Source organism: Streptomyces qaidamensis, assembly GCF_001611795.1.
In the GTDB taxonomy this organism is placed as follows: Bacteria; Actinomycetota; Actinomycetes; order Streptomycetales; family Streptomycetaceae; genus Streptomyces; species Streptomyces qaidamensis.
The window spans coordinates 4881818-4908613 of record NZ_CP015098.1 but is presented as its reverse complement, the minus strand read 5'-3'; the positions used below and the strand labels follow the sequence as shown (position 1 = coordinate 4908613).

23 protein-coding genes and 2 pseudogenes are annotated in these 26796 nt (G+C 71.1%); 5 read left to right on the top strand and 20 right to left on the bottom strand.

Annotated features, from left to right (window positions below; genetic code table 11):
• Positions 1-57 precede the first annotated feature (57 nt).
• From A4E84_RS21810 to A4E84_RS41010, 8 genes are all read right to left on the bottom strand, one after another.
• Entirely contained in the window at positions 58-1560 is a 1503-nt protein-coding gene (locus A4E84_RS21810) for an MFS transporter (RefSeq protein WP_062928205.1), read from the bottom strand.
• Between the two features lie 74 nt (positions 1561-1634).
• Positions 1635-2657, bottom strand: coding sequence for a class II fructose-bisphosphate aldolase (gene fbaA, locus A4E84_RS21805; RefSeq protein ID WP_062928204.1), 1023 nt, complete (start codon positions 2655-2657; stop codon positions 1635-1637).
• A gap of 148 nt (positions 2658-2805) precedes the next feature.
• Positions 2806-3354, bottom strand: coding sequence for an orotate phosphoribosyltransferase (gene pyrE / locus A4E84_RS21800; protein WP_030245666.1), 549 nt, complete (start codon positions 3352-3354; stop codon positions 2806-2808).
• Positions 3355-3364: 10 nt separating this feature from the next.
• Positions 3365-4153, bottom strand: a complete 789-nt coding sequence (locus A4E84_RS21795) for an aldose epimerase family protein (RefSeq protein ID WP_062928203.1) — start codon at positions 4151-4153, stop codon at positions 3365-3367.
• A 51-nt stretch (positions 4154-4204) separates the two neighbouring features.
• Positions 4205-5179 (bottom strand): SRPBCC domain-containing protein, encoded by a 975-nt coding sequence (locus A4E84_RS21790; RefSeq protein ID WP_079129387.1) that lies wholly within the window; start codon positions 5177-5179, stop codon positions 4205-4207.
• Positions 5180-5290: 111 nt separating this feature from the next.
• Positions 5291-6946 (bottom strand): polyamine aminopropyltransferase, encoded by a 1656-nt coding sequence (locus tag A4E84_RS21785; RefSeq protein ID WP_062928201.1) that lies wholly within the window; start codon positions 6944-6946, stop codon positions 5291-5293.
• A gap of 202 nt (positions 6947-7148) precedes the next feature.
• Positions 7149-7676 (bottom strand): DUF2617 family protein, encoded by a 528-nt coding sequence (locus tag A4E84_RS21780; RefSeq protein WP_062928200.1) that lies wholly within the window; start codon positions 7674-7676, stop codon positions 7149-7151.
• 571 nt (positions 7677-8247) lie between these two features.
• Positions 8248-8529, bottom strand: a complete 282-nt coding sequence (locus tag A4E84_RS41010) for a hypothetical protein (protein ID WP_079129056.1) — start codon at positions 8527-8529, stop codon at positions 8248-8250.
• A 127-nt stretch (positions 8530-8656) separates the two neighbouring features.
• Here A4E84_RS41010 and A4E84_RS21775 point away from each other — a divergent pair, with 127 nt between their 5' ends.
• Positions 8657-9853: a pyridoxal phosphate-dependent aminotransferase gene (locus A4E84_RS21775; RefSeq protein ID WP_062928199.1), complete on the top strand. Its 1197-nt coding sequence runs from the start codon at positions 8657-8659 to the stop codon at positions 9851-9853.
• Positions 9854-9896: 43 nt separating this feature from the next.
• A pseudogene (locus A4E84_RS44670) lies at positions 9897-10089 on the top strand (aminotransferase); the annotation flags it as partial.
• A 519-nt stretch (positions 10090-10608) separates the two neighbouring features.
• Here A4E84_RS44670 and A4E84_RS21765 read toward each other — a convergent pair.
• The 4 genes from A4E84_RS21765 to clpB all read right to left on the bottom strand — a co-directional run bounded on the left by A4E84_RS21765 (position 10609) and on the right by clpB (position 15941).
• Positions 10609-11136, bottom strand: a complete 528-nt coding sequence (locus A4E84_RS21765) for a YbjN domain-containing protein (protein WP_031142427.1) — start codon at positions 11134-11136, stop codon at positions 10609-10611.
• A gap of 149 nt (positions 11137-11285) precedes the next feature.
• A complete protein-coding gene (locus A4E84_RS21760) occupies positions 11286-11972 on the bottom strand; it encodes a peptidase inhibitor family I36 protein (RefSeq protein WP_062928197.1) in 687 nt (228 codons plus the stop codon).
• Positions 11973-12019: 47 nt separating this feature from the next.
• Positions 12020-12547: a hypothetical protein gene (locus A4E84_RS42980; RefSeq protein ID WP_062928196.1), complete on the bottom strand. Its 528-nt coding sequence runs from the start codon at positions 12545-12547 to the stop codon at positions 12020-12022.
• A 796-nt stretch (positions 12548-13343) separates the two neighbouring features.
• Positions 13344-15941, bottom strand: a complete 2598-nt coding sequence (gene clpB, locus A4E84_RS21750) for an ATP-dependent chaperone ClpB (RefSeq protein ID WP_062928195.1) — start codon at positions 15939-15941, stop codon at positions 13344-13346.
• 102 nt (positions 15942-16043) lie between these two features.
• Between clpB and A4E84_RS21745 the strand changes: the two genes are divergently transcribed.
• Positions 16044-16460 carry a pyridoxamine 5'-phosphate oxidase family protein gene (locus A4E84_RS21745; RefSeq protein WP_062928194.1) on the top strand — a complete coding sequence of 139 codons (417 nt, stop codon included), beginning with the start codon at positions 16044-16046 and terminating at the stop codon, positions 16458-16460.
• A gap of 167 nt (positions 16461-16627) precedes the next feature.
• On the opposite strand, the gene A4E84_RS21740 is transcribed toward A4E84_RS21745, so the two are convergent.
• On the bottom strand, positions 16628-16963 hold the full coding sequence (locus tag A4E84_RS21740) for a Rieske (2Fe-2S) protein (protein WP_031142435.1): 336 nt from the start codon (positions 16961-16963) through the stop codon (positions 16628-16630).
• A 370-nt stretch (positions 16964-17333) separates the two neighbouring features.
• Here A4E84_RS21740 and A4E84_RS21735 point away from each other — a divergent pair, with 370 nt between their 5' ends.
• Both A4E84_RS21735 and A4E84_RS21730 read left to right on the top strand, forming a co-directional pair.
• Positions 17334-18293 (top strand): helix-turn-helix domain-containing protein, encoded by a 960-nt coding sequence (locus A4E84_RS21735; protein ID WP_062928193.1) that lies wholly within the window; start codon positions 17334-17336, stop codon positions 18291-18293.
• A gap of 125 nt (positions 18294-18418) precedes the next feature.
• Positions 18419-18745 (top strand): annotated as a pseudogene (locus A4E84_RS21730) (helix-turn-helix domain-containing protein); the annotation flags it as partial.
• Here the strand turns inward: A4E84_RS21730 and A4E84_RS21725 are convergent.
• From A4E84_RS21725 to A4E84_RS21695, 7 genes are all read right to left on the bottom strand, one after another.
• Entirely contained in the window at positions 18708-19751 is a 1044-nt protein-coding gene (locus A4E84_RS21725) for a helix-turn-helix transcriptional regulator (RefSeq protein WP_062928192.1), read from the bottom strand. The pseudogene A4E84_RS21730 and the gene A4E84_RS21725 sit on opposite strands and share 38 nt — an antisense overlap.
• Before the next feature lie 199 nt (positions 19752-19950).
• Positions 19951-21060, bottom strand: coding sequence for a sugar ABC transporter substrate-binding protein (locus A4E84_RS21720; RefSeq protein WP_418082216.1), 1110 nt, complete (start codon positions 21058-21060; stop codon positions 19951-19953).
• A 279-nt stretch (positions 21061-21339) separates the two neighbouring features.
• Positions 21340-21792, bottom strand: a complete 453-nt coding sequence (locus tag A4E84_RS21715) for a heat shock protein transcriptional repressor HspR (RefSeq protein ID WP_062928190.1) — start codon at positions 21790-21792, stop codon at positions 21340-21342.
• A gap of 5 nt (positions 21793-21797) precedes the next feature.
• Positions 21798-22985 (bottom strand): molecular chaperone DnaJ, encoded by a 1188-nt coding sequence (gene dnaJ / locus A4E84_RS21710; protein WP_062928189.1) that lies wholly within the window; start codon positions 22983-22985, stop codon positions 21798-21800.
• 33 nt (positions 22986-23018) lie between these two features.
• Positions 23019-23675: a nucleotide exchange factor GrpE gene (gene grpE, locus A4E84_RS21705; protein ID WP_033310106.1), complete on the bottom strand. Its 657-nt coding sequence runs from the start codon at positions 23673-23675 to the stop codon at positions 23019-23021.
• The gene (dnaK, locus tag A4E84_RS21700) at positions 23672-25528 is read right to left on the bottom strand and encodes a molecular chaperone DnaK (protein WP_062928188.1); all 1857 of its coding nucleotides are present in this window, start codon (positions 25526-25528) and stop codon (positions 23672-23674) included. The genes grpE and dnaK overlap by 4 nt, the downstream gene beginning before the upstream one ends.
• Positions 25529-25622: 94 nt before the next feature.
• On the bottom strand, positions 25623-26642 hold the full coding sequence (locus A4E84_RS21695; protein WP_062928187.1) for an MraY family glycosyltransferase: 1020 nt from the start codon (positions 26640-26642) through the stop codon (positions 25623-25625).
• Between the last annotated feature and the right edge of the window lie 154 nt (positions 26643-26796).

Genomic DNA, 26796 nt, shown 5'->3' with positions numbered 1-26796 from the left:
CTGCGGGCAACGGTCCCGCTCAGCCGCAGCATCGGCACCGGCATCAGCGCCCCGCCTCTACCGCAACCGCTTCCGCACCGGCTCCCCCTCCAGCGGCGGCGCCGTCACCCCGCCGTGCCGCAGGCACTCCGGCCGCTTGCAGTCCGGCGGCGGCCTGCGCACCACCGCAAACGCGATCACCGCCCCCACCACCAGCGCCCCCGCGCACCAGCCCATCGCCTTGCCGAACGCCGTGTCGAAGGCGGCCGGCTCCCGGTACGCCTCCTCCCCCATCCCCGCCAGCAGCGGCAGCGCCGCCACCGCCATCAGGCCCGCCGCCCGGGCCGCCGCGTTGTTGATGCCGCTGGCCAGGCCGGCCCGCACCACGCTCACCGAGCCCAGCACGGTCGCCGTCAGCGGCGCCACCAGCGTGACCAGGCCCAGCCCGAGCACCACCAGCGCCGGCAGCACATCGGCCAGGTACGACGCCCCCGGCCCCACCCGCAGCATCAGCAGCATCCCGGCCGCGCACAGCAGCGGTCCCACGGTCAGCGGGACCCGCGGCCCGATCCGGTCGGCCAGCTCCCCGGAGCGCGCGGACAGCAACAGCATCAGCACGGTCGTCGGCAGGAGCGCCGTACCGGCCGCGAGGGCCGAGTAGCCCACGACCACCTGGAGCTGGAGCACGGCGAGGAAGAAGAACCCGCCGAGCGCCGCGTACACGCACAGCGTGATCAGGTTGACGGCCGTGAACTGCCGGGACGCGAAGATGTCCGGCGGCATCATCGGCTCCGGCCGGCGCCGCTCGACGAGCACGAACGCGACGGCCGCGGCCAGCCCGGCCACCGCCGGGACGGCCACCACCGCACCGCCCCCGCCGGCCTCGATCAGGGCGTACGTCACGAGCGCGAGCGCCAGCGCCCCCAGCACGGCCCCGAGCACGTCGAACCGCCCGTGCGCCCGCTGTCCCCCACTCTCGGCTTCGCTCGAGCGGGCGGTGCCCCCACCCGACTCGGGGACATGCCGCAGCGCGACCGGCACGCAGACCAGGGCCACCGGCACGTTCAGCAGGAACACCCACCGCCAGCCCGGCCCGTCCACCAGCCAGCCGCCGACGAACGGCCCGACCGCCGCCCCGATCCCGCCGAAGCCGGACCACAGGCCCACCGCCCGCCCCCGGTCGTCGGGGTGGAAGGACGCCTGGATCAGCGCCAGCGACCCAGGGGTCAGGAGCGCGCCGCCGACCCCTTGCAGGGCCCGCGCGGCGATCAGCACGTCCGCGTTCGGCGCGATCCCGCACAGCAGCGACGCCACCGCGAACCACACCACGCCGATGACGAACACCTTCCGCCGCCCGAAGCGGTCCCCGAGCGCCCCGCCCAGCAGGATCAGCCCGGCCAGCGTGACCATGTAGGCGTTGACGGTCCACTGCAACGCGGACAGGTCCGCGTCGAGGTCGCGGCCGATGCGCGGCAGGGCGACATTGACGACGGTCGAGTCCAGCATCGCCATGCTGGAGCCGAGGACGGTGGTGAGCAGAACCCACTTGCCCTGCGGTGCGGCCAACCGGACATCGGGCATGCAGGGAGCATAGGAGCATACGGAAGAGCCCGGCACCCCAGGGGGTGCCGGGCTCGACGCGAGCGGAACCGGGACTACTTGATCTTCGTGCCGGTCGAGCGCAGGTTGCCGCAGGCCTCGACGACACGCGCGGACATGGAGGCCTCGGCCAGCTTGCCCCAGGTGCGCGGGTCGTACGTCTTCTTGTTGCCGACCTCGCCGTCGACCTTCAGAACGCCGTCGTAGTTGCGGAACATGTGGTCCGCGACGGGGCGCGTGAACGCGTACTGGGTGTCCGTGTCGATGTTCATCTTCACGACGCCGTTCTCCAGTGCGGTGCGGATCTCCTGCTCCGTGGAGCCGGAACCGCCGTGGAAGACGAAGTCGAACGGGGAGCCCTTGGCGAACTTGGCGGCGACGCCCTCGTTCAGCTCCTTCAGCAGCTCGGGACGCAGGACGACGTTGCCCGGCTTGTACACGCCGTGCACGTTGCCGAAGGACGCGGCCAGCAGGTAGCGGCCCTTCTCGCCCAGACCCAGGGCCTCGGCGGTGCGGATCGCGTCGTCGACCGTGGTGTAGAGGGAGTCGTTGATCTCGTGGGTGACGCCGTCCTCCTCGCCACCGGTCGGCGTGATCTCCACCTCAAGGATGATCTTCGCGGCGCGGGCCTGCTCCAGCAGCTCCTGCGCGATGGAGAGGTTGTCGGCGAGGGTCTCGGCCGAGCCGTCCCACATGTGCGACTGGAACAGCGGGTTCAGACCGGCCTCGACGCGCTTCTGGGACAGCGCCAGCAGCGGACGTACGTACCCGTCGAGCTTGTCCTTGGGGCAGTGGTCGGTGTGCAGCGCGATGTTCACCGGGTACTTCTCGGCGACGATGTGCGCGAACTCGGCCAGGGCGACCGCGCCGGTGACCATGTCCTTGCTGTACTGACCGCCCAGGAACTCGGCGCCACCCGTGGAGATCTGGACGATGCCGTCGCTCTCCGCCTCAGCGAAACCGCGCAGGGCCGCGTGCAGGGTCTGGGTGGAGGTCACGTTGATGGCCGGGTAGGCGAACTTTCCTGCCTTCGCCCGGTCCAGCATCTCGTTGTAGACCTCGGGAGTTGCGATGGGCATGCGTCCGCTCCTTGTATCTGCGGGTTGACGTACTGCTGTGTCTAACGGCCCTGACCTAGACCTTGGGGTGCGACGTCATCGTCGGCCCCATCTTTCCAGACTTGGCCGGAAGGTCCAGGCCACCGTCCACGCCCTGGTCAGTACCCGGTCAGTCGAGGCCCAGCTCGTCCTTGGAGAAGGCGAAGAGGTACGGCACCCCGGCGCCCTCCTGGATCTTCTCCGCGGCGCCGGTCGCCCGGTCGACGATGGTCGCGACGGCGACGACCTCGGCCCCGGCCTCGCGCACGGCCTCGACGGCGGTGAGCGGGGAACCGCCGGTGGTGGAGGTGTCCTCGACGACCAGCACCCGGCGGCCCGCGATGTCCGGGCCCTCGACGCGCCGCTGCAGCCCGTGCGCCTTGGCGGCCTTGCGTACGACGAACGCGTCCAGGCGCTTCCCGCGCGCGGCGGCCGCGTGCAGCATGGCGGCGGCGACCGGGTCGGCGCCCATGGTGAGGCCGCCGACCGCGTCGAAGTCCAGCTCGGCGGTCAGGTCGAGCAGCACCTGCCCGACCAGCGGCGCGGCCTCGCCGTCGAGCGTGACGCGCCTCAGGTCGACGTAGTAGTCGGCTTCCAGACCCGACGACAGGGTCACCTTGCCGTGCACCACGGCCTTGTCCTTGATCTGCTGCAGCAGCGCGCCGCGAGTGTCCGTCATGCCGCCCAGCTTAGAGGCGGCGCCAGGTCCAGGTCGTCGAGGCCTCCAGCGGCTCCAGGGGCGTGACCAGGTGCGGCAGGGTGTTGAGCCCGTTGGGCGGCCCGGTCTGCGGCTCCACGCACACGGCTTCGTGCTGCTCGTCGTAGACGACGACCCACTCCTCGCGGCTGGTCACCTTCAGCTCCAGCTGACCGGGCCAGGTGAGCGTGGCCCCGACGCCGCCGGGCATGCCGAAGCAGTCGTCCCAGGGGCCCGGCTTCGGGTCGATCCGGTTGCCGGTGGGCAGGTGGTCCTCACCGCGCTCCTCCTGCCAGGCGGGGTCGAAGTCGAGCTGCACGTCCTCGCCGCCGAGGTTCCGGTTGAACCAGGGGTGCCAGCCGATCTGCGCCGGGAAGGACGACTCGTACGTCTCGACGGACATGCTCAGCGTCAGCGCGTCCTCGGTGAGCGCGACGATCTGGGTGACGCGGCCCGGGTGGGGCCAGGGGTCGACGAGCTCGTACGTGAGGACCGCCTCGTCCGTGCTCGTGCGGGCGGTGCGCCAGGCGTGGTCGCGGACGGTGCCGTGGATGGCGTGCGGCGGGGCGTTCAGCGGCATCTGCCGCACCTCGGCGCCGTCCAGGAACCGTCCGTCCCGGATCCGGCCGCACCACGGCACCATCGGGAAGCACCCGAAGCGCTCCCCCTGCCGGAGCAGCTCCACTCCGCCGATCCGCAGCCCTCCGACCCGGCCGCCGTTGCCCGGCTGCACGGTCACCTCCGCGTCACCCGCGGTCAGCGTGATGTCTTCGTCACTCACGGGACGACCCTACTGCGGTGATCAAGATGGCCTCACATGCAGCGGGGCGTTTCAGCGGCGCCGGCGCAGGGCCCTGACCGCCACGATGGCCGACGCCACCGCGAGCGCCGCCGCGGGCGCGGCCCAGCGCAGCGGGGCGGGAGGCGACACGGTCTGGGGTGCGGGCACCGGCGCGTACCGCCCGCGCGGCGGGGCGTGGTCGACCTCCTCGGCGCTGCGTCCGATCATGGTCCGCCGGGCGTGCGCCGCCTCGGCGATGTCCTCCTCGTCGCCCTCGTCCTCCTCGTCCTGCTCGTCCGCGGGCCGGTGGGAGGAGGCCGGGCGGCCGGAGCCGAAGGCGGAGGGGCGCTCGGGGGCGGGGGGTTTCTCGGGGTCCGGGGGTTCTTCCGTGAGACCGGGGTCGGCAGGGGTCTGCTCCTCGGCTTCGGCTGCCGCTCCGGCTCCGGCTTCGGCTTCGGCTTCGGCTTCGGCTTCGGCTCCGGCACGCTCACCGTCCGTGCCGCTCGCGTCGTCCGTGCCGTTCGCGTCGTCCATACCGTTCGCGTCGTCCATACCGTTCGCGTCGTCCCTGCTGTCCGTGCCGTTCGCGTCGTCCGTGGCATGGGTGGCCGCCGTGGCCAGGTGTTCCGCGAAACGGTTCAGCAGCCGGGTGACGGCACCCTCCACCGCCTCCGCGGGAAACTCCTTGATCCGTCCGTCGGCGGACGCCGTGCCGTCGTACGTGACGGTGCAGCCGTCCTCCGCTTCGCGCAGGGCGATCCGCAGGGTGAGCCCGACCGAGCCGCTGCCGCGCGACTCCTCCGCCTCGCCTTCGACGGCGTAGGTGCCGTCGTCCCGCCGGGAGACCCGCACGGCACCGCGGTAGGTGACGGAGTGGCTGCCGACCCGGATCTTCAGCCGCCCGGCGACGGGCTCGGCGCCGGCGTCCTGCTGGAGCCCGGGAACAGCCCGGGCGACCCGCGCGGGGTCGTCCAGCACCTCTCTCAGCCGCTCCGCCGGAACCGGAACGAACACCTCGTGCTCCATGTCGACGGACTCTACCCAGCACAGCCGGAAACGCACCCCCGCCTGAGGGATTCACCCCCGGTCCACCCCCACCAGGCGTATCCTCCCGGCCCGCCCGGCGGTTCGGGCCCCTCAGTACCGCGGGTGCACCAGCGTCGACGCCGGCAGCCCCGCGATCCGCGTGCCGCGCGCCGCCCGCTCGCCCGCGGCGAGGGACGCCTCCGTCAGGACACTGGGCCGCGGCCCGTCCGGGTCGAGCCGCAGCCGCGGGTCCGTGCGGGCCGCCAGGACGAAACCCCAGTCCCGGGGCGCCCGGGAACGGTCGGCGGGGGTGCGGTCGGGCCCGGCGGCGGAAGCCGTGTGGCGGCCGCCCGTGCCGTACGGGGCGGTGCGCAGGCCGGCCGCGCGCAGCGTCGCCTCGACGGTCCAGTGGACCCGGGGGCCGGCCGCGACCGGGCCGGTGTGCACCACGAGCCGGCCGCCGGGGGCGAGTACGCGCCGGGCCAGGCCATAGAACTCCTGCGAGTACAGCTTCGTGCTCGCCGTGATGCGCGGATCCGGCAGGTCCGAGACGACCACGTCGTAGGCCGCCGGGGTCGCGCCGCGCAGCCGGACGAAGGCGTCCTCGGTCGTCACGTGCACCCGCGGGTCGCCGAACGCGTGCTGGTTGAGCGCGGACAGTGCCGGGTCGGTGCGGGCCAGCCGGACCACCTCGGCGTCGAGTTCGACGACGTCCACCCGTTCGACTCCCGGGTGCCGCAGCACCTCGCGGGCGGCGAGACCGTCCCCGCCGCCGAGGATCAGCACGCGTGCGTGCGGCCCGTTCATCGCGGGGTGGACGAGGGCCTCGTGGTAGCGCAGCTCGTCACGTTCGCTGACCCGCAGCCGGCCGTCGAGGAACAGGGCGAGGGGCCGCCCGTGCGTGCCACCGGTGAGGACGACCTCCTGCACTCCGGTCCGGAGCGCCACGCGGACGTCGCTGCCGTAGACCGCCTGCCGCGCGGCCCGTTCGAAGTCGTCGACGAGGACGGCGGCCGTGGCGAGGACCGTGAGGACGAGGGCGTTGCCGAGCAGCAGCAGCCACCGGGCGCGCCGGGTCAGGTCCCGGCGGAACAGGCCGAGCACCAGCGCGCCGCCGACGACCGCGTTGACCGCGCCGGTGAGCAGGGCCCCGGTCAACTGCCCGAGGAACGGCAGCAGGAGGAAGGGGAAGGCGAGGCCGCCGACGAGGGCACCGACGTAGTCGGCGGCGGACAGGTCGGCCACCGCGCCGCCCGCGTCCTGGCGGCGGATGCGCTGGATCAGCTCCATCAGCAGCGGGACTTCGGCGCCGATGAGCAGCCCGGTGGCGAGGGAGAAGGCGACCAGCAGGCAGCGCGACCCGTTGGCCCACATCCCGCCCCAGTCGCCGGTCCAGGCGAAGACCGCGTACAGGGCCATCGCGCTGCACCCGCCGACGAGCGCGAGGGTGGCCTCGACGGCGCCGAAGCCGGCCGCGGCGAGCGGGCGCAGCCGCTTCGCGCCGAGGGAGCCGATGCCCATCGCAAAGACCATGACGGACAGCACGACGGACGCCTGGGTGACGGAGTCGCCCATCAAGTACGAGGCAAGGGCGACGAGTTCGAGTTCGTACACGAGTCCGCAGGCCGCGCAGACGAACACGCCCGCGAGGACCAGGAACCGTCCGGTGCCGGGCCGGACGGGCAGTCGCGCCGGGCCGGTGGGGTCGCCCGGAGCGCTCCAGGGCGGCGGGCAACCGGGCGGGGCGGGCGCGTGCGGCTCGATCACGCTGCGACGTTACGTCACGCCTCGACTGCGGTCCGTCACCCACACGTGTGGTGCTGGTTTACAGGGGCCGGATATCGGTACGAGATCGGGTTTGCCCCGTGCGGTTCGCGGGTGCGGTTCGGTGAGGACGGTTCGGTGAGGGCGGTTCCGCGGGTTCGGTTCCGCGGGCCGGGCCAGCGGCAGGCCTGCTGCCCGGCCGCGGTCACTTGGCGAAGACCCCCGCCGGTACGCGCACCCCCACCTTCGTGCGGGTCGCCACCAACTGCCCGTCCTGCGGGTAGGCGTGCCAGGTGCGCCAGTGCACCTGCCCTTCGTGGTGCTGGGCGAGCAGGGCCGTGAAGGCGTACGGGCTGCCGGGGAAGACGCCGGCGAGGCCGTGCGGATGGTCGGAGACGAGGGCCAGCAACTCCTGGGCGCGGCCCGCGAAGGAGCCGGGCGAGAGGACCTCGACCCGGGCCGCGAACTCGTACTCCCAGTCGTCCACGCGCTTGGCGACACCGAGCGGAAGCGGGGTGCTGCTGCCCGCGATGCACGCCACCGTCTCCGAGCAGATGCCCCGCTCCTCCTCCAGCAGGACCTGGTGGGACGCGCCGAGGAGCCGCAACTGCACTTTGGTGTCCGCCAGTTCGAGGTCGAGCACGGCCAGTGCGGGAAGCGGCTCGCGCCCCAGGGCCCATGCGAGATCGGCCGCACGCGTGTCGGTGTAGGAGGTGTTCAGGGTCGTGAGCATGGATCGGCTCCGCAAGCACACAAGGAGAGGGAGATGGGGTCCGCTGCGCCCCGGTCGCACCGGGGGATGTCGGCCCGGGTCAGCCCGGTCGGCCGGTTTCAGGAAGGTGTCCGCAGGACGTCCGAAGGGCTGCGTCGGTGGCTTAGAGGGAATCATGAACGGTGGCACCGCCACAGCGTTTTTACCCAAGTTCGTAGGGTTTCCATCCCTCAGAGGGCTCCACAGCTCAACTGTTCAACTACGGCGTGCGCCGGTGCCGGGCAGGCGTGCGCCGGTGCGCCGTGCCGCACGCCCAGGAGCGGGGACGGACGGGAGCCCGCGATTCCGGCCGCCACTCGAAATCGCCCTTCCTCCGGCGCAGTTGCGGAGGCAACGCGCGAACCCCGTCCCACTGGACGCAAGTTGTCCTACAGGCATGGAATGTTGCCCGGATGCGCCCGAAGCCGCCCGACAGCCGTTCGAGCGATCGTCCGTCCGGGGACTCCGGACAGGACGACGCGGGGCCCGCCCAGGTGCGGACCCCGCGTTCGGTGGAGGCGGCTCCCCCCGTGGTGAGGACGGCCGACGTCAGTCAGCTGCCTCCGCCGCCGCAGCCACCGCCACCACCGCCCCCGCAGGACGACCCGCCGCCGCAGGAGTGCCCCCCGTGGTGTCCGTCGCCGCCGGAGGAGCCGGAGTCTCCCCCGCCGGCCCACCAGCTGCCGCTGTGACTGCTGCCGCTGCTGCCGCTCGAACCGGTGGACGCCCACGCCCCGCGACGCGTCGTCCGCCGGGTACCGCCCCTGCGGGCCTGGGAGACCAGCGCCCCGATCAGTACGACTCCGACCACCGCCAGGATGATGCCTACGATCATGGCGTCACCCTCCTTTCGTTCCCCCGAAGCGGCCCCCCGTGGGCGCCTCGCTCTTGCGTGAGGCGGTGATGCCCGGCCCCGGAACGACCCAACACAAAGTTGAGGAACTCCAGAGCTTCGGCGCAGGATGACCGGCATGACCTCCAGCGCGCGCCCCCTCCTGAACCGCCGGCTCGCCGAGTTCGGGACGACGATCTTCGCCGAGATGTCCGCCCTGGCCCTGAGCACCGGCGCCATCAACCTCGGGCAGGGCTTCCCCGACACCGACGGCCCCGAGGAGATCCGGGAGGCCGCCGTACGGGCTCTGCGGGACGGCCGCGGCAACCAGTACCCGCCGGGCCCCGGCGTCCCCGAGCTGCGGACCGCGGTCACCGCCCACCAGCAGCGCCTCTACGGCCTGTCCTACGACCCCGACACGGAGGTTCTGGTCACCGCGGGCGCCACGGAGGCCATCGCCGCCGCCCTGCTGGCCCTGCTGGAGCCCGGGGACGAGGTGATCGCCTTCGAGCCCTACTACGACTCCTACGCGGCGTGCATCGCGATGGCGGGCGGACGCCGGGTGCCGGTCACCCTGCGGGCGCACGAGGACGAGGGCCGGTTCCGGCTCGACCTGGACGAGCTGCGCGACGCCGTCACGGACCGCACCCGGCTGCTGCTGATCAACACCCCGCACAACCCGACCGGCACGGTCCTCACCCGCGAGGAGCTGGCCGCGATCGCCCAGCTCGCCGTGGAGCGCGACCTGCTGGTGGTGACGGACGAGGTGTACGAGCACCTGGTCTTCGACGACGCCGAGCACGTGCCGCTGGCGACGTTCCCCGGGATGCGCGAGCGGACGGTGACCATCTCCAGCAGTGGGAAGACCTTCTCGTTCACCGGCTGGAAGGTCGGCTGGGTGACGGGGGCCCCGGAGCTGGTCACGGCCGTGCGCTCGGCGAAGCAGTACCTGACGTACGTTTCTGCGGGCCCGTTCCAGTACGCGGTGGCCGAGGCCCTCTCGCTGCCCGAGTCGTACTTCACCGACTTCCGCGCCGACATGCTGGCCAAGCGGGACCTGCTGGCGGCGGGCCTGGCGGAGGCGGGCCTCCGCGTCTACCGCCCCTCGGGCACGTACTTCATCACTACCGACATCCGCCCCCTCGGCGAGAGCGACGGCTTCGCCTTCTGCCGCGGCCTTCCGGAACGCGCCGGGGTCGTCGCCATCCCCAACGCGGTCTTCTACGACCACCGCGAGGAGGGCGCCCCGTTCGTACGGTTCGCGTTCTGCAAGCGGACGAGGGTGCTGAAGGAGGCCGCCTCCCGCCTCAAGACACTCAGCACATAGGGCCCTGGACCGCGTGGTCGTACCAGGGAGTGCGTGACGGGGAGTCGGCTGGGTGACGGGGGCCCGAGCTGATCACGGCCGTGCGCTCGGCGAAGCAGTACCTGACGTACGTCTCTGCGGGCCCGCTCCAGTACGCGGTGGCCGAGGCCCTCTCGCTGCCCGAGTCGTACATCACCGACTTCCGCGCCGACCCGCCGGCCAAGCGGGACCTGCTGGCGGCGGGCCTGGCGGAGGCGGCGAAGCGACTCAGTGCGGCGCTCCAGGCGCACGGACGGTCAGGCCGGCCAAGTGCGCTCGATCGCACATCAAGCCTGCCGCCCAGGGGCGAACGGCACACCCGAACACCGGCTCAGCCCGCCGCACGCAGGCAGTCCCCGGCGAGTCGGTCCCGGCAGCTCCGGCAGTGTCCGGGCTCCGGGGCGCGGAAGGCACGCTCGCAGCCGTCGCAGGTCTGGAAGGGCAGTACGGCCGGGCGCCCGACACTCGGCGGGAGCGGTGCGTGGGAGGGCAACGGCAGGGGGTTTTCCCGGAGGCGGAAGGCCAGGACGTTTGCCGGGCGGGCCCGGAAACGGGGACGACTGGCCCCTCGGAACCCGTCGGCCACCTCCACGCAGTCGCCGCCCTGGCAGCGGCGCCCGAGAAAGACGTCCGGCGCGTACAGCGCGTACAGCGCGCGGCGCCCGAGAAAGACGTACGGCGCGTACAGCGCGTACCTGTTCGTACGCGCCGACGCGCCGCTGCGGGGCCCTGAGGGTCTACTCCTCGTCCTCGGGCTTCTCCGCTTCGTTGATCTCCTCTTCGAGACCGAGCTGCTCGATGAGCCACTTGTCGAACTCGATCGCGGCGCGCACCCAGCTGACCGTCGAGGAGACGAAGTGCTCCAGGCTGACCCCCATGCCGATCAGCATCTGGGCCTCGCCGATCAGGCGGACCGTGCCGTCGTCGTGGGTGTGGCTGTAGACCTTGGGCCACAGGGTGCGGCGGTTCCAGTCGTCGATCGACTCCAGGATCTGCGGCTTGGCCTCGATCTCGTGGGGCCGGTCGTAGAACGTCCGCACGGAGAAGACCTGCTGGTCTCCCTCTCCCCGGAACATGAAGTAGGTGCGGAACTGCTCCCACGGCGCCGCGAGGTCACCCTCGTCGTCGACGACGTACTTGAGCTCCATCTGGTCGAGGAGCTGCTTCACGAGGTCCTGATCCGGGACGACGGGGCCGGCCGGTCCGCCGGGCTGCGGCTCGGGCTGTCCCCCGAAGTTCGGAATCGAGGACGGGTCGATGGTCACCGTGAATTTCCCTTCGTACGGATTCCGCCATCCTCCCCCATGCGGGGAGGGGGGTGGCAAGCCCGGACCGGCCCCGTCAGCCCACGGCTGACAGGATCCGGCCGGTCGGCGGAAACACCGAGTACCTCGCCGGAGCCCCGGCGCACCTGTCAGCTGCGCCGGACCTCGAAGATGTCCACCTTGTCGTTCCAGTTCCCGCCGCCCGGATAGTCGAGGTTGCGGAAGTTGGAATAGCCGCCCGGCGGGTCGAGCCGCCGGACCCGGTCCTCAACGGGCCAGGAGCGCAGGTCGGTGATCTTCGCGTCGCCGTAGTTGATCGAGTAGCGGCCGACCCAGTAGTAGACGGAGCTCAGCTTATCCCGGCAGCCCCACTCCTTCAGGTCCTTCTTGCCGTCGGAGAACAGCCGCAGAAGCCTGCCCTTGTAGCCGGCGTCCATGTACAGGCACCAGTAGTCGGCGACGCACCGGGCGGGCGGCGCGGCGGCCGCGCGGGCCCCGGCGGGAGCGGCGGCGGTGGCCTTCCGCGTCTGCTCGCGGATCTCGGCGGGCAGCTCGGGGTCGGCCAACGCCTCGGCGTCCGAGTCGTAGCAGTGCACCTCACCGCTGGGCAGCTCGGTGCAGCTGTCGGCGCCCTCCCACGAATCGGCGAGGTTGATCTCCCGCCCGTTGTACTCGGCGATCACCGGGTTGGCCGGTGCCTCGTCCGTCGGCGTGGCGGTGACCGACGGCTCGGGGGTGGGTTCCTCACCCGCGTGCACCACCGTGCCGCTGGTGAGCACGAGCACGGTGGCCGAGGCGGTGGCGACCAGGGCGGCGGTCAGCGATCTGCGTATCACGTCTGTTCTCCGGAGCGGTGTCGTGGAAGGGCGATGCGTTCCGTCGGTCAGCCGTGGATCAGGGTGGTGCCCGCGAGTTCCTGGGTGATGGCGCCCTTGCCGTCTCCCTCGATGTCGTAGACGACCGTGGCGTCCGACGACCACCACAGCTCACCGTCGTAGGTGGTGGACGGGGCGACGCAGGTGTTCTCCGCAGAGTCGTAGGACCATGCGTAGCGCTCATTGATGGCCGTGGTCATGTCACACGTCTTCTTGGTGATGACCTCGTCGTTCGCGGTCTTGCCGAGGCGGGCCTCGATGCGCGTGGTGATCTTGAAGCTGGTGAACCGCTTCGAGTCGTCGATCACCTGGTCCACGCCGAGCTGCCAGTAGACAACCGACTTCCCGGTCATGTTGCCGTTCGACGTGGTGTTCGCGCCGGTGTTCTCCACGTAGTAGGTCGTCTGCGGCTTCTGGCCGGGGAAGACGACGTCGAACTGGGACGAGGCCGTCCAGGCGGCGGCCGGACCGGCGAACAGCACGCCGAGCGCGACGGCGGACGAGGTGAGACCGGCTGCGGTCAGGAGCTTGCGCATGGGCATTCCTTCTGGCTGGAGTGAGGACACGCGAGGGCCGGGCAGGGCACCGGCCGAGGGCTGGTCACCTGTCCGGAGGGGAACGTCGGCCGAGGAGCATCGGCCGGGGAACGCGGCCGCGTTCTCGCCGAGCGGGAAAGGGTGCGGGAGCGGCCGCCGTTACGGGCGCGGGCCGCGAGGTGCTCCCTCCCCGTCAGCGGGCAGGTGGCGGCGTGAAGGCGCGCAGGATGACGTGCATGGCTGAATCCCCCCGTGGATGGTCAACGCACCAGGACGGACTGGTCAGGTCCACTTCACTGGCAGCCCGGCCACTTTAGACACACCGGCAACACGTCGGCAGAGAGCCGAGCGGGCGTGGCCGATAACCGCGCCGGGAGCGGAATCGGCAGCTGGAAACGAAAAGTCGTTCGAACAGGGCCCCACGCCGCTACGGTGCCGTGAAGCGGAAGGACCCGCAGCGTGCGGACGGCGCGCCGAGTTGGCCGGATATCTCGCATCCGGGCGGTGGCGTCACGGGCGGGGCCCGGGTGCACCCCGCCACCGGAAACCTCGCCCTCGGGCGGCGGCGTCGCGAACGAGGTCCCGTGATCCCCGCCGGGCACGTGCCCGCGCGCGGCATGCGGCGCAGCAGCGTGCGGCGCAGCGGCATGCGGCGCAGCGGCATGCGGCGCAGCGGCATGCGGCCCGCCCCGCACATACGGAGCGGCGTACGCCCCGCCCCGCACATACGGAGCGGCATACGGCCCGCCCCGCACATACGGAGCGGGCCGTCGTCAAGCGCGTGAGCGGCCGCCGGTCAGAGGGTCTTGCCGGTCGCCGGGCCCACCAGCAGCCCGTCCTCGACGCGGTCCACCCGGACCGTGTCGCCGTCCTTGATCTCCCCGGACAGGATCTCCTTGGCGAGCCGGTCGCCGATGGCGGACTGGACGAGCCGCCGCAGCGGCCGGGCGCCGTACGCCGGGTCCATGCCCTCCTCCGCGAGCCATGCCAGCGCCTCGGGCGTGATGTCCAGGGAGAGCCGCCGCTCGGCGAGCCGCTTGGCCAGGCGCTCCAGCTGGAGCTTCGCGATCCGCTCCAGCTCGGGCTTGGTCAGCGCGGCGAAGACGACCAGGTCGTCCAGGCGGTTGAGGAACTCCGGCTTGAAGGAGGTCCGCACCACCTCCAGGACCTGCTCCTTCTTCTCCTGCTCGCTGGTCACCGGGTCGACCAGGTACTGGCTGCCCAGGTTCGACGTCAGGACGAGGATCGTGTTGCGGAAGTCGACCGTACGGCCCTGGCCGTCCGTCAGACGGCCGTCGTCCAGCACCTGGAGCAGGATGTCGAAGACCTCGGGGTGGGCCTTCTCCACCTCGTCCAGCAGGACGACGGAGTAGGGCCGCCTGCGCACGGCCTCGGTGAGCTGGCCGCCCTCCTCGTAGCCGACGTATCCGGGCGGGGCGCCGACCAGCCGGGCCACGCTGTGCTTCTCGCTGTACTCCGACATGTCGATGCGGACCATCGCCCGCTCGTCGTCGAAGAGGAAGTCGGCGAGGGCTTTGGCGAGTTCGGTCTTGCCGACGCCGGTCGGGCCGAGGAAGAGGAAGGAGCCGGTGGGCCGGTCCGGGTCGGAGATCCCGGCCCGTGAGCGGCGTACGGCGTCCGACACCGCCCGCACGGCCTCGGTCTGGCCGATGAGCCGCTTGCCGATCTCGTCCTCCATGCGCAGCAGCTTCTGCGTCTCGCCCTCCAGCAGCCGCCCGGCGGGGATGCCCGTCCAGGAGGCGACGACGTCGGCGATGTCGTCGGCGCCGACCTCCTCCTTGACCATGGTGTCCTTGGCAACCTCCTCCTCGGCCTCGGAGGCGGCCTCCAGCTCCTTCTCCAGGGCGGGGATCTCGCCGTAGAGCAGCTTGGAGGCGGTGTCGAAGTCGCCGTCGCGCTGGGCGCGTTCGGCCTGGCCGCGGATCTCGTCGAGGCGTTCCTTGAGCTCACCGACGCGGTTGAGGGACTGCTTCTCCTTCTCCCAGCGGGCGGTGAGGCCGCGCAGCTCCTCCTCCTTGTCGGCGAGGTCGCGGCGCAGCTTCTCCAGGCGCTCGCGGGAGGCCGCGTCGGTCTCCTTGCCGATCGCGAGCTCCTCCATCTTCAACCGGTCGACGGCGCGCTGGAGTTCGTCGATCTCGACGGGCGAGGAGTCGATCTCCATACGCAGCCGGGAGGCCGCCTCGTCGACGAGGTCGATGGCCTTGTCGGGCAGGAAGCGGGAGGTGATGTACCGGTCGGAGAGCGATGCGGCGGCGACGAGCGCGCTGTCGGCGATCTGCACCTTGTGGTGGGCCTCGTAGCGGCCCTTGAGCCCGCGCAGGATCGCGATGGAGTCCTCGACGGTCGGCTCGGCGACCAGCACCTGCTGGAAGCGCCGCTCCAGGGCCGGGTCCTTCTCGATCCGCTCGCGGTACTCGTCGAGCGTGGTCGCGCCCACCATGCGCAGTTCGCCGCGGGCCAGCATCGGCTTCAGCATGTTGCCCGCGTCCATGGCGGAGTCGCCGCCCGCGCCCGCACCGACGACCGTGTGCAGCTCGTCGATGAAGGTGATGATCTGCCCGTCGGAGTCCTTGATCTCGGCGAGGACGGTCTTCAGCCGCTCCTCGAACTCGCCCCGGTACTTCGCGCCCGCGACCATGGCGCCGAGGTCGAGCGCGACGAGCCGCTTGTCCTTCAGCGACTCGGGCACGTCGCCCTTGATGATGCGCTGGGCGAGGCCCTCGACGACGGCGGTCTTGCCGACGCCCGGCTCGCCGATGAGGACGGGGTTGTTCTTCGTACGGCGGGACAGGACCTGCACGACGCGGCGGATCTCCTGGTCCCGGCCGATGACCGGGTCGAGCTTGCCCTCCCGCGCGGCGGCCGTGAAGTCGGTCCCGAACTTCTCCAGGGCCTTGTACTGCCCCTCGGGGTCGGCTGTGGTCACGCGGCGTTGTCCTCGCGTCTTCTGGAAGGCGGCCTGGAGCTTCTTGGCGTCGGCCCCCTGCTGCGAGAGCACCTCGCCGGCCGCGCCGCCCTTCGCGGCCAGGGCGATCAGGAGGTGCTCGGTGGAGAGGTACTCGTCCCCCAGGTCCTTGGCGCGGGCCTGCGCGTCGGCGACGACGGCGAGCATGTCGCGGTTGGGCTGGGGCGGCGCGACGGTCGACCCGGTCACGCTGGGCAGCCCGGCGAGCACGCGTTCGGCTCCGGCGCGTACGGCGGCCTGGTCGGCGTCGACCGCGGCGAGCAGGTCGGTGATGTTCTCGTTGTCCTGTCCCTGGAGCAGCGCGAGCAGCAGATGGGCCGGGGTGAGGTCGGGGTGCCCCTCGGTCACGGCCCGGTTGCTGGCAGCGTTGATCGCATCCCGGCTCCGGTTGGTCAGCTCGGCGTCCACGTTCGCGTTCTCCTCCTTGCACTGACCCGAACGGCTTGCACAAAGTTGAGTCTAGTGCACTCAAGGACGGTTCCGGGAGGCTCGGGGGCTAAGTTCCGGGGCATGGCGACCAAGTACTCCGTCGACCCAGGCGCTCCGGACCCGTCGTATCTCAGCTTCTGGCGGGAGCGGCACCTGTGCACCCTGACGACTCCCCGCCCGGACGGCACTCCGCATCTGGTACCCGTCGGGGTCACATACGATCCCGAGGCCCGTCTGGCTCGGGTGATCACCAACCGGGCGAGCGCGAAGGTGCGGTACGTGCGGGCAGCCGGGGACCAGGGGGCGGCCGTCGCCGTCTGCCAGCTGGAGGGCCGCCGCTGGGCGACACTGGAGGGCCGGGCCTTCGTCCACGACGAGCCGGACCGGGTGGCCGAGGCGGAGCGGCGCTACGCGGAGCGCTACGGCAGGACGCCGTCGCCGAATCCGGCGCGCGTGGTGATCGAGATCCACCTGACGCGGGCGATGGGGCGAGGTTGAGCGAAGTGAAAATCCACACCGGTGATCGACTGGATCCGGCCACCACGGGATCGGGTCGATACTCGGAAATGTCCTCGAAAACTACAGCGGCGTCACCGTGTTCAGGTCACGGTGACGCCGCTGCGGGGGGAAGCACCTGAGCGATCTGTTACGACGGGGGAATCGCGTCAGGCACTGCGGGGGGTGGCAGAGATGGTCCTCGGGGCAGGGGAGTCGGCCTCCACCTGCTGGTGGTCCCGTTGGTCCAGGTTCACAAAGATCATTCCGTACCGTACGGCACATCGCACTGGCTGCGGCGCCCCCCGAGGCCGCCGCAGACACCGGTAAGCCCGTACGTCCTCGTCCTCGTCGCGCGTGACGACCACCGGCTCGCCGAACACGGTCACCATCAACGAGTCGCCGCTGTGGGGGATGGCGGTGACCAGGTCGATGAAGTGCCAGCCGGAGCGGTAGGCGGTGGCCATCTCGCGGCGGAAGGAGCGGTCGTCGGGTGGAGTGGTCACGGTCAGCTCCCGGATCCGGCTGCCCCGGAGCTCGGCCAGCTGCTGTTCTCCGCTCCGTGAGTGCTGTTCACGGCGACGGACGGCCAGCTGCTGTTCGCCCGAACCTCGTCCTTCACATCGGAGAAGCCACTCAGCGCACCGAGGGCTACAACGGCGGAGAAGGCGGCGACAAGCACCGAGCGAAGCATTCTGTTACGCATAGTCGGCTTCGTCCTCACTTGAAGGTCCCCTTTTCCCCCGTCGAGTACGACGATGGCTCATTCGGGCACGTCATGGCCACACAATCGATGCATCATGTTCCTGCATGTTCAGGACCCTGGGGGGTGGAGATTTGACATCGAATCGGACTAAGGAGACACATCCCCATGCGATGACCCAGTGGTGCGACGAGGGCGGCCGTCTGTATGCCGCCGCACTGCGCGCCGGACGCATCGCACGCGAGGACGTGGCGCCCGCTCCGTGCCTGATGGAGTTCGCCCTGCTCCACCCCGACCCGGACGACCCGAGCTGGCTGCGTCCGGTACCGCCCGCCGTCGCCCTGTCCCGGCGGCTCAACCCGCTGGAACAGGAGATCGCCGACCGCCGGCGCCTGGCGACCGGCCTCGCCGAGACCTTCGAGCCGTTCATGGCCCTCGGCACCCAGCTGGCCGCCACCAGTGACGCCATCACTGTGCTGGAAGGCGGCGAACGAATCAACGCCGCGCTCAACATGGCCACTTTGCAATGCCAGACGGAGATGCTCACCGTCCAGCCCACCGACCGGATGTCCGAACGCAGCCTCCTGCTCGGCCTGGAGCGCGACCGGCCGCTGATCGAACGCGGTGTGCGCATCCGCACCCTGTACCAGCACACCGCCCGCTACAACCCCGAGCAGCTGGCCTACGCCGCCCAGCTCTCCAACGGCAAGGCGGAGTACCGCACCATCGACGAACTCGTCGAGCGCCTGATCATCTGCGACGAGTCCGTCGCCTTCATCCCCGCCCGCGACGATCAGCAAGTCGCCCTGGAACTGCGCCACCCCGGTCTGGTCCGCTACCTCATCAAGCTCTTCGAGTACCTGTGGGACCGGTCGGTTCCGCTCAGCACCGGCACACCGTACGAGACCGCCCGTGACGGCATCACGGAGATCCAGTACTCCATAGCGAAGCTCCTGGTCGAGGGACACGTCGACGAGGCCATCGCCCGGCGCCTCGGCATGAACGTGCGCACCTGCCGGGCCCACATAGCCAAGCTCGCGTCCGCCCTCGGCAGCGGCAGCCGTGCCCAACTGGGGTACCTCATCGCCCAGTCCGGCCTCCTGAAGCAGGACGACGAAGGAGCCGCCGGTTGACCTCGCCCGCGCACCGGGAGCACGACGTCGACGATCTGTGCCCGGCGGGAACGGAGTTGTACGCGCGTGCCCTGCGCGAAGGCCAGGTGCCCGCCGGGGAGGCGAGCGCGGCCCCCTGCCTCAAGGACGCCGGCCTCGCCCTGGAAGTCCGCCACCCCGCCCTCACCTCCCACTTCACGACCACCTTCGACCGCCTCTGGCGCCTGGCCACCCCCATGCACCCGCAGGCCGCGCCCCGGCCCTCCCACAACGGCATCACCCCCCGCCGGCACGCCATAGCCGCGCTCCTCGTCGAAGGCCACACCGACGCCGTCATCGCCGACCGGCTCGGCATGAACATCCGCACCGCCCGTGTGCACATCGCCAAGCTCGCGGCGACGCTGGGGAGTCAGAGCAGGGCGCAGCTCGGGTACCTCATCGGGCGGTCCGGGATCCTTGATCGGGGACGCTGAGGGACGGGGAGGCGGCCGAGGAGGGCGGGCCGTCGAGGCCCGCCTGGGCGATACGCACGCCGAGTTGCGTACGGCTGGCCGCCCCCAGCGTCTCCGAGAGGCGCGCGATGTGCGCCCGGCACGTCCGGACGCTTATGCCCAGCCGTTCCGCGATGACGGCGTCCTGATGCCCCTCCGCCAGCAGCGCTGCGATCGACTGCTCCCGGTGGGAGATGCCCTCGATGCCCGTGTCGGGAAGCGGGGCCTTGAGGGGGATGGCCAGACGCCACAGCCGGTCGAAGACCGTGACGAGGTACGCGACGATCGCCGGATGCCGTAGCTCCAGGGCCATCGTGCGGTCGGAGTTGGCGGGGATGAACGCCACCGTCCGGTCGAAGAGGATCAGCCGGTCGATCACCTCGTCCAGCGTGCGCGCCTCCACCGCGTCGCCCATCAGCTCCAGATAGGTCAGCAGCCCCTGCCCGTGCCGGGCGACATGCGTGTACAGGTCCCGCATCCGCACGCCCCGGCCGCGCAGCGCCAGCGCCCGGTGCAGCCCCTCGGAGAGCTCCGCCTCGCGGCGGATGCCGCCGGGCTGGACCGTGAGCACCTCGGCCGTGCACGCCTGGGTCGCCTCGTCCATCGCGGCCTGGATCCGGGCGAGTCCGTCCAGGACCCGGATCGCGGGGCCCTCAGCCGCCGGCGCCGCCGGCCGCACCTGGCGGCCCAGCCCGGCGTACCACTCGACTGCCGCGACGGCCGAGCCCACCCGCCGCTGGCTCGCGCTGACCTCGTCGCGCATCCCGCGCAGCAGCCGGGTCATGACCTCCTGCGGGGAGGTCGGCACCAGCCAGTCCATGTCGTCGGGATCCGGGTGCAGCAGGGCGAGTTCCAGCAGGCAGGGCACCGGATCCGCATCCCGGCGCGGCACCCGGCCACGCCGTACGGCCCGGGAATACACGCGATCCCCGGCCTCGCACAGTCGGTCGGCACCGTGTGGATGCTGCTCCGCCCCGTGCCCGGCCATCGCCCATCCCACCCCCGGTTCCGCCGTGTTTCCGCAGCGCAACTATGCGCGGACGGGGCGTGCTCCGCAACACGGCTCCCCGCGCGGCGACCACCGGAAACCACCGGTACGCACCGGTATATCCGGGCCTCGGGCGGTCCTGCCGCGGCAGCCTGCCGGGCGGTGGGTGAGCCCGGCCCGATGCGCGCCGGGGGCGCGGCTACTTCAGGCCGATGGCCCGGCACGCCGCCTTGTACTCGGCCGTGCAGATGTCCGACAGCTTGTAGATGTCGTCCGCGACCACCGTGTCCTTGATGTTCTCCTTGGTGAGCGCGACCACGGGCACGAGCTGTGCCGGGATGCCCTTGTGGGTGGGGCTGTCGACCTTGTCGCGGGTGAGGGCGGCGAACTGGATGTCGCGCCCCTGGACCTTGGCGACAGCCATCTCCGCGGCGTTCTCCGCCTCCTGCGGGTAGGACTTGTACACGCTCATGTACTGGTCGCCGCTGATGATCCGCTGCACCGCCGGCAGCTCCGCGTCCTGCCCGGTGATGGGCGGCAGGTCGGTCACGCCCGCGGCCTCCAGCGCCTTGACGATGCCGCCCGCCATGCCGTCGTTGGCGGAGTACACCGCCGCGATGTTGCCCTTGCCGATCTTCTGGATCGCTCCGGCCATGTTGGCCTCGGCGTTCTCCGGCTTCCAGTCCTTGGTGTCGAAGGCCGCGGCGATCGTCACCTTGCCGTTCAGCTCGGACATGGCCCCCGCCTTGAACTGCTTGGCGTTCGGGTCCGTCGACGAGCCGTTCATCATGACGATCTTGTCGGAGAGGCTCGCCTTCTCGCCGATGGCCTCCAGCAGGGTGCGGCCCTGGACCTCGCCGACCAGCTCGTTGTCGAAGGAGATGTACGCATCGATCGGGCCCTCGGCCAGCCGGTCGTAGGCGATGACCGGAATGCCGGCTTCCTTCGCCTTCTTCACGCCGCTCGCGATGGCCTTGGAGTCGACGGCGTCCAGCAGGATCACATCGACCCGGTCGTCGATCATCTGCTGCAGCTGGCTCGCCTGCTTGTCCGCGCTCGCCTCGGCGTTGGCGTACTCGACGCGGCCCTTGTCGTTGGTGAGCGACTCGACCTTCGTCTTGATGATCGGGTAGTCGAAGTTCTCGTAGCGCGTGTTGGCCTTCTCCGGCAGCAGCAGGCCGACGGTGATGTCGTTGCCCTTCGCCGGGCTCGCCTCGTCACTGCTCCCCGTCGCGTTGAGCACACCGCAGCCTGCGAGCGTGACGGACATCGTGGCGGCTGCCACGGATATGGAGATACGACGACGCATGCGGGGGCTCACTTCGCGTGTGATTCGGACGTGGGCGCAGTTTTGGTGCCCATGTGACTGAAAAGCCAACGCGGACGCGACCCCAGCGTCAAGCGGAACCACTTAACGAGATGACAACACCACGCTCCGCAGCCGTTGTGAAGACTCTGCGGAATCACCTTCAAGTGGCGTGCACCACGCGGTCATCCATGGGATGCCACACGAAATCGGGGCAAGATGCACCAAGCAGATGAAAAGGGCCGGGAGTCAACTCCCGGCCCTTTCACGTGCGTACGCGCGTCAGTCGGACTGCTGCTGCCGCTTCGGCCGCCACACCACCAGCGCGCTGGTCTGCTGCACCTCCTGGTACGGCACCAGGTCGCGGCGGTACGACGCGTGCACCGCCGCCTCGCGCTGGCGCATGGCCGCCGCAGCGCCGTCTAGCGCGTCCTGCATCTCGGCCAGCCGGGCCTGGAGCGCGGCGACCTGGTTCTCCAGTTCGATGATGCGCTTGATTCCGGCCAGGTTGATGCCCTCGTCCTGCGACAACTGCTGGACGGTGCGCAGCAGTTCGATGTCACGGGCCGAGTAGCGCCGGCCCCGGCCCGCGGTGCGGTCCGGGGACACCAGGCCCAGGCGGTCGTACTGGCGCAGGGTCTGGGGGTGCAGGCCGGACAGCTGGGCCGCCACCGAGATGACGTAGACCGGAGTCTCCTCGGTCAGTTCATACGGGTTGCGCCGACGACCGTCCATCTGACTCATGCTCCCTTCGCGGCCTGGAACAGATCCGCCCGCGGGTCCTCATCCGCGGTCGCCTCGCGATACGCCTCGAGTGCGTCACGAGCCTTCCCCGTCAGGTCCTTCGGAACACTCACCTCCACGGTGACCAGAAGGTCGCCGCGGGTGCCGTCCTTGCGGACCGCGCCCTTGCCCCGGGCGCGCATGGTGCGGCCGTTGGGCGTGCCGGGGGGCAGCTTCAGCGTGACGGGCGGGCCGCCGAGCGTCGGCACCCGCACCTCGCCGCCGAGGGCCGCCTCGGTGAACGTGACCGGGACGGTGACGGTGAGGTTGTCGTCCTTGCGGCCGAACACCGGGTGGGTGTCGACGTGCACGACGACATACAGATCGCCCGCCGGGCCGCCGCGCTCGCCCGGCGCGCCCTTGCCGCGCAGCCGGATCCGCTGGCCGTCGCTGACGCCCGCGGGGATGCGCACCTGCATGGTCCGGGAGGACTTGGCCCGGCCGCTGCCCTTGCAGACCTCGCAGGCGTTCTCCGCGATCAGTCCGCGGCCCTTGCAGTCCGGGCAGGGGTCGGTGAGGGAGAAGCCGCCGCCGCTGCCCCGGGCGACCTGCCCGGTGCCGACGCAGGTCGGGCACACGCGGGGTGTGCCGTTCTTGTCGCCGGTGCCCGAGCAGGCCTTGCAAGGGGACTGCGACGACATCCGCAGCGGGACCGTCGCGCCCTCGATCGCCTCGGTGAAGCTGAGCGTGACCTCGGACTCGATGTCCTGGCCGCGCCGGGGGTGCGTACGCGTCCCCGGGCCGCCCGCGCCACCGCGGTTGAACAGGCCCCCGAAAACGTCACCGAGTCCGCCGCCGAAGCCGCCCGCTCCCTGGCCGCCGCCCTGGGCACCGCCTCCGAAGAGGTCGCCCAGGTCGAAGTTGAAGGAGCCGCCCGCGCCGCCCGGCCCCGGGCGGAAGCCGCCGTTGCCGAAGAGGGCGCGCGCGTCGTCGTACTCCTTGCGCTTCTTGGGGTCGCCGAGGATGTCGTTGGCCTCGGAGATCTCCTTGAAGCGCTCCTCCGCCCTGACGTTGCCCTTGTTGGCGTCCGGGTGGAACTCGCGGGCGAGCTTCCGGTAGGCCTTCTTGATCTCGGCCTCGGTGGCGTCCTTGGGGACGCCGAGGACCTTGTAGTAGTCCTTCTCGATGAAGTCCTTGGTGCTCATCCTCGACGCCCCTCCTTCCCTTCGTCTGTGACGTCAGCCCTCGTCCGGGCCACCGCTCTCCTTGTCGTCGGCGTCGGCGGACTCGTCCGCCTTGACCGTCTGCGCCCCCGGCTGGGGTTCGGCCACGGCCACCCGCGCGGGGCGGATGGTGCGCTCGCCGATCCGGTACCCGGGCTGCAGGATCGCGACGCACGTCGTCTCGGTGACGTCCGGTGCGTAGCTGTGCATCAGGGCTTCGTGGATCGTCGGGTCGAAGGGCTCGCCCTCCTTGCCGAACTGCTGCAGTCCCATCTTCGCCGCGGTGCTCTCCAGCGACTCGGCGACGGACTTGAAGCCGCCGACGAGTTCGCCGTGTTCACGCGCGCGGCCGATGTCGTCGAGTACGGGCAGGAGCTCGGTCAGGAGGTTCGCGATGGCGATCTCCTTGACCGCGATCCGGTCGCGCTCGACCCGGCGGCGGTAGTTCTGGAACTCGGCCTGGAGGCGCTGGAGGTCCGCCGTGCGCTCGCTGAGCGCCGTGCGGGCCTGGTCCAGCTGGGCCACCAGGGCCGCGTCCTGGCCCGTGTCCCCGGCCGGGGCCGCCCCCTCCTCCGCGGAGGGGGAGGCGGCCTTCGGCTCGGCGTCTTCGGAGGTGGCGCCGGAAGGGACGTCGGGCTGCTGCTCGTCGAAGCCCGGGGTCTCCTCCGTCACGCGGCACCATCCTTCCGGTCCTCGTCGACGATCTCGGCGTCGACGACGTCGTCGTCAGCGGCCTTGGCACCACCGGCGGCACCGGCGTCACCCGCGGGGCCACCGGCGGCCTGGGCCGCGTTGGCGTCCGCGTACATGGCCTGGCCGAGCTTCTGCGAGACGGCCGCGACCTTCTCCGTGGCGGTGCGGATCTCGGCGGAGTCCTCGCCCTTGAGCTTCTCCTTCAGCTCGGCGACGGCCTCCTCGACCTCGGTCTTGATGTCGCCCGGGACCTTGTCCTCGTTGTCCTTGAGGAACTTCTCGGTCTGGTAGACGAGCTGCTCGCCCTGGTTGCGGGACTCGGCGGCCTCGCGGCGCTTGTGGTCCTCCTCCGCGTACTGCTCGGCCTCCTGGCGCATGCGGTCGACCTCGTCCTTCGGCAGCGAGGAGCCGCCGGTGACGGTCATCTTCTGCTCCTTGCCCGTGCCCAGGTCCTTGGCGGTCACGTGCATGATGCCGTTGGCGTCGATGTCGAAGGAGACCTCGATCTGCGGGACGCCGCGCGGCGCCGGGGGCAGACCGGTCAGCTCGAACATCCCGAGCTTCTTGTTGTACGCCGCGATCTCGCGCTCGCCCTGGTAGACCTGGATCTGCACGGAGGGCTGGTTGTCCTCGGCGGTGGTGAAGATCTCGGACCGCTTGGTCGGGATCGTCGTGTTCCGCTCGATGAGCTTGGTCATGATGCCGCCCTTGGTCTCGATGCCGAGGGACAGCGGGGTGACGTCGAGGAGCAGGACGTCCTTGACCTCGCCCTTGAGGACACCGGCCTGCAGGGCGGCGCCGATGGCGACGACCTCGTCCGGGTTGACGCCCTTGTTGGCGTCCTTGCCGCCGGTCAGCTCCTTGACGAGCTCGGCGACGGCGGGCATACGGGTCGAGCCGCCGACGAGGACGACGTGGTCGATCTCGCTGATGGAGATGCCGGCGTCCTTGATGACGTTGTGGAACGGCGTCTTGCAGCGCTCCAGGAGGTCCGCGGTCAGCTGCTGGAACTGGGCGCGGGTGAGCTTCTCGTCGAGGTGCAGGGGGCCCTCGGCGGAGGCGGTGATGTAGGGCAGGTTGATCGAGGTCTCGGTGGACGAGGACAGCTCGATCTTCGCCTTCTCGGCGGCCTCGCGCAGACGCTGCAGGGCCATCTTGTCCTTGCCCAGGTCCACGCCGTGGCCGGACTGGAACTGCTGGACGAGGTAGTCGACGACGCGCTGGTCCCAGTCGTCACCACCGAGGTGGTTGTCACCGTTGGTGGCCTTCACCTCGACGACGCCGTCGCCGATCTCCAGCAGCGAGACGTCGAACGTGCCGCCACCGAGGTCGAAGACCAGGATGGTCTGGTCGTCCTTGTCGAGGCCGTACGCCAGCGCGGCCGCGGTGGGCTCGTTGACGATGCGCAGCACGTTCAGGCCGGCGATCTCACCGGCCTCCTTCGTGGCCTGGCGCTCGGAGTCGTTGAAGTACGCCGGGACGGTGATGACCGCGTCGGTCACCTTCTCGCCCAGGTAGGACTCGGCGTCCCGCTTGAGCTTCTGGAGCACGAAGGCGCTGATCTGCTGCGGGTTGAAGGGCTTCCCGTCGAGCTCGATCTTCCAGTCGGTGCCCATGTGACGCTTCACGGAGCGGATGGTCCGGTCCACGTTGGTGACCGCCTGACGCTTGGCCACCTCTCCGACGAGCACCTCACCGTTCTTGGCGAAGGCGACGACGGACGGCGTGGTCCTGGCGCCCTCGGCGTTGGTGATGACGGTGGGCTCGCCGCCCTCCAGAACGCTGACGACGGAGTTAGTCGTGCCCAGGTCGATGCCGACCGCACGTGCCATGGTTGATTCCTCCAGCTGACTTGAGTGGAACGGACTCAAGTGTGCACGACGGCCACCAACCGGTCAACAGAGCTGAGTCGAGCAGGCTCAACTCTTATCCGTTCCTTACACGCAATGGGCCGTTGACCTGCGGCGATACGCTGCGTCGAGGTCCGTACACAGGGACACGCGAGAGGGCGAACACCACCACGAGCGCTCCTCCCGCCACCCACCACAGGGCACCGGCCCCGATCCGGCCGGCATGCGCGAGTACCCCGACGAGCATCCCGGACAACGCCCCGGTTCCCAGCAGCAGAGTCGCCCCCGGCGCGGTCAGCCCGAGCCGCCGCAGCCGGTGCGCGAGATGATCGGGCCCGCTGCGGAGCACCCCCCGCCCGCCCAGCCGCCGCGTGCCCAGCACGAGCACGGCATCGGCACCCACCAGGGCGGTCAGCGCGAACAGCACCCCCGCACTCTCCCCGACCCCGAACCCGGCCCGGGCGTACACGGCTCCCACGGCGATCACGAACCCGGCGGACATGGACCCGCAACTGCCCAGCGCCACGCGCGCGGGGTGCCAGTTGTGCAGCAGGAACCCGGTCAGGGCGGCGGCCAGGACGCTCATCAGCCCCGCGACCCCGTCCATCACCTCGACGGCCGCGCAGGCCGCCACCCCGAAGGCGGCGACGACCCCGGCCGTACCCGCCAGCCCGTCGGCGTGGTCGAGCCCCCGCAGCCCGAACACCACCGCCACGACCCACCCGACGGCCAGCAGCCCGGTCCCGACCCCCGTCTCCCCGTACGGCACGACGCACGCGGCGGCCACGCCGGTACCGGCGGCCAGCACCCGACGCCGCAGCCGCCACACGTCGTCGACGAGCCCGAGCAGGGCGACGGCGCCCGCGGCGACGAGCACCCCCGGCGTCCCGTCGGCGGGCGGCGCGACCCCCAGCCACTCCCCGGCCCCCACGACCAGCCCCGTGACGAGCGCGACCGCGATACCCCCGGACAGCGGCACGTCCCGCTGCCGCCGCCGCTCGACCAGCCGCAGCCGCAGGGCGGGGGCCCGCAGGGCGGCCGAGAGCAGGGCGGTGAGGAGGAGGGCGGTGGCGGCGGCGGTGATCCCGTAGAGCACGGATATAAGGTAGGCGGGATTATGACAATTCGGTATGAATAACACGAGGAGATGGCGTCGGGATCGCGACGGGACGGTGACCGGATCCGGTCGGTTTCTGAGGCAACCCTCAGCGATTCAGATCACTGCCCACCCGGCTACAGTGCGGCGGAGG

Coding starts and splice junctions, on each gene's coding strand:
- A4E84_RS21810 (WP_062928205.1), bottom strand. CDS start 1,560: ATGCCCGATGTCCGGTTGGCCGCACCGCAGGGCAAGTGGGTTCTGCTC.
- fbaA (WP_062928204.1), bottom strand. CDS start 2,657: ATGCCCATCGCAACTCCCGAGGTCTACAACGAGATGCTGGACCGGGCG.
- pyrE (WP_030245666.1), bottom strand. CDS start 3,354: ATGACGGACACTCGCGGCGCGCTGCTGCAGCAGATCAAGGACAAGGCC.
- A4E84_RS21790 (WP_079129387.1), bottom strand. CDS start 5,179: ATGGAGCACGAGGTGTTCGTTCCGGTTCCGGCGGAGCGGCTGAGAGAG.
- A4E84_RS21780 (WP_062928200.1), bottom strand. CDS start 7,676: ATGCTCACGACCCTGAACACCTCCTACACCGACACGCGTGCGGCCGAT.
- A4E84_RS41010 (WP_079129056.1), bottom strand. CDS start 8,529: ATGATCGTAGGCATCATCCTGGCGGTGGTCGGAGTCGTACTGATCGGG.
- A4E84_RS21775 (WP_062928199.1), top strand. CDS start 8,657: ATGACCGGCATGACCTCCAGCGCGCGCCCCCTCCTGAACCGCCGGCTC.
- A4E84_RS42980 (WP_062928196.1), bottom strand. CDS start 12,547: ATGCGCAAGCTCCTGACCGCAGCCGGTCTCACCTCGTCCGCCGTCGCG.
- A4E84_RS21745 (WP_062928194.1), top strand. CDS start 16,044: ATGGCGACCAAGTACTCCGTCGACCCAGGCGCTCCGGACCCGTCGTAT.
- A4E84_RS21735 (WP_062928193.1), top strand. CDS start 17,334: ATGACCCAGTGGTGCGACGAGGGCGGCCGTCTGTATGCCGCCGCACTG.
- A4E84_RS21725 (WP_062928192.1), bottom strand. CDS start 19,751: ATGGCCGGGCACGGGGCGGAGCAGCATCCACACGGTGCCGACCGACTG.
- A4E84_RS21720 (WP_418082216.1), bottom strand. CDS start 21,060: ATGCGTCGTCGTATCTCCATATCCGTGGCAGCCGCCACGATGTCCGTC.
- A4E84_RS21715 (WP_062928190.1), bottom strand. CDS start 21,792: ATGGACGGTCGTCGGCGCAACCCGTATGAACTGACCGAGGAGACTCCG.
- dnaJ (WP_062928189.1), bottom strand. CDS start 22,985: ATGAGCACCAAGGACTTCATCGAGAAGGACTACTACAAGGTCCTCGGC.
- dnaK (WP_062928188.1), bottom strand. CDS start 25,528: ATGGCACGTGCGGTCGGCATCGACCTGGGCACGACTAACTCCGTCGTC.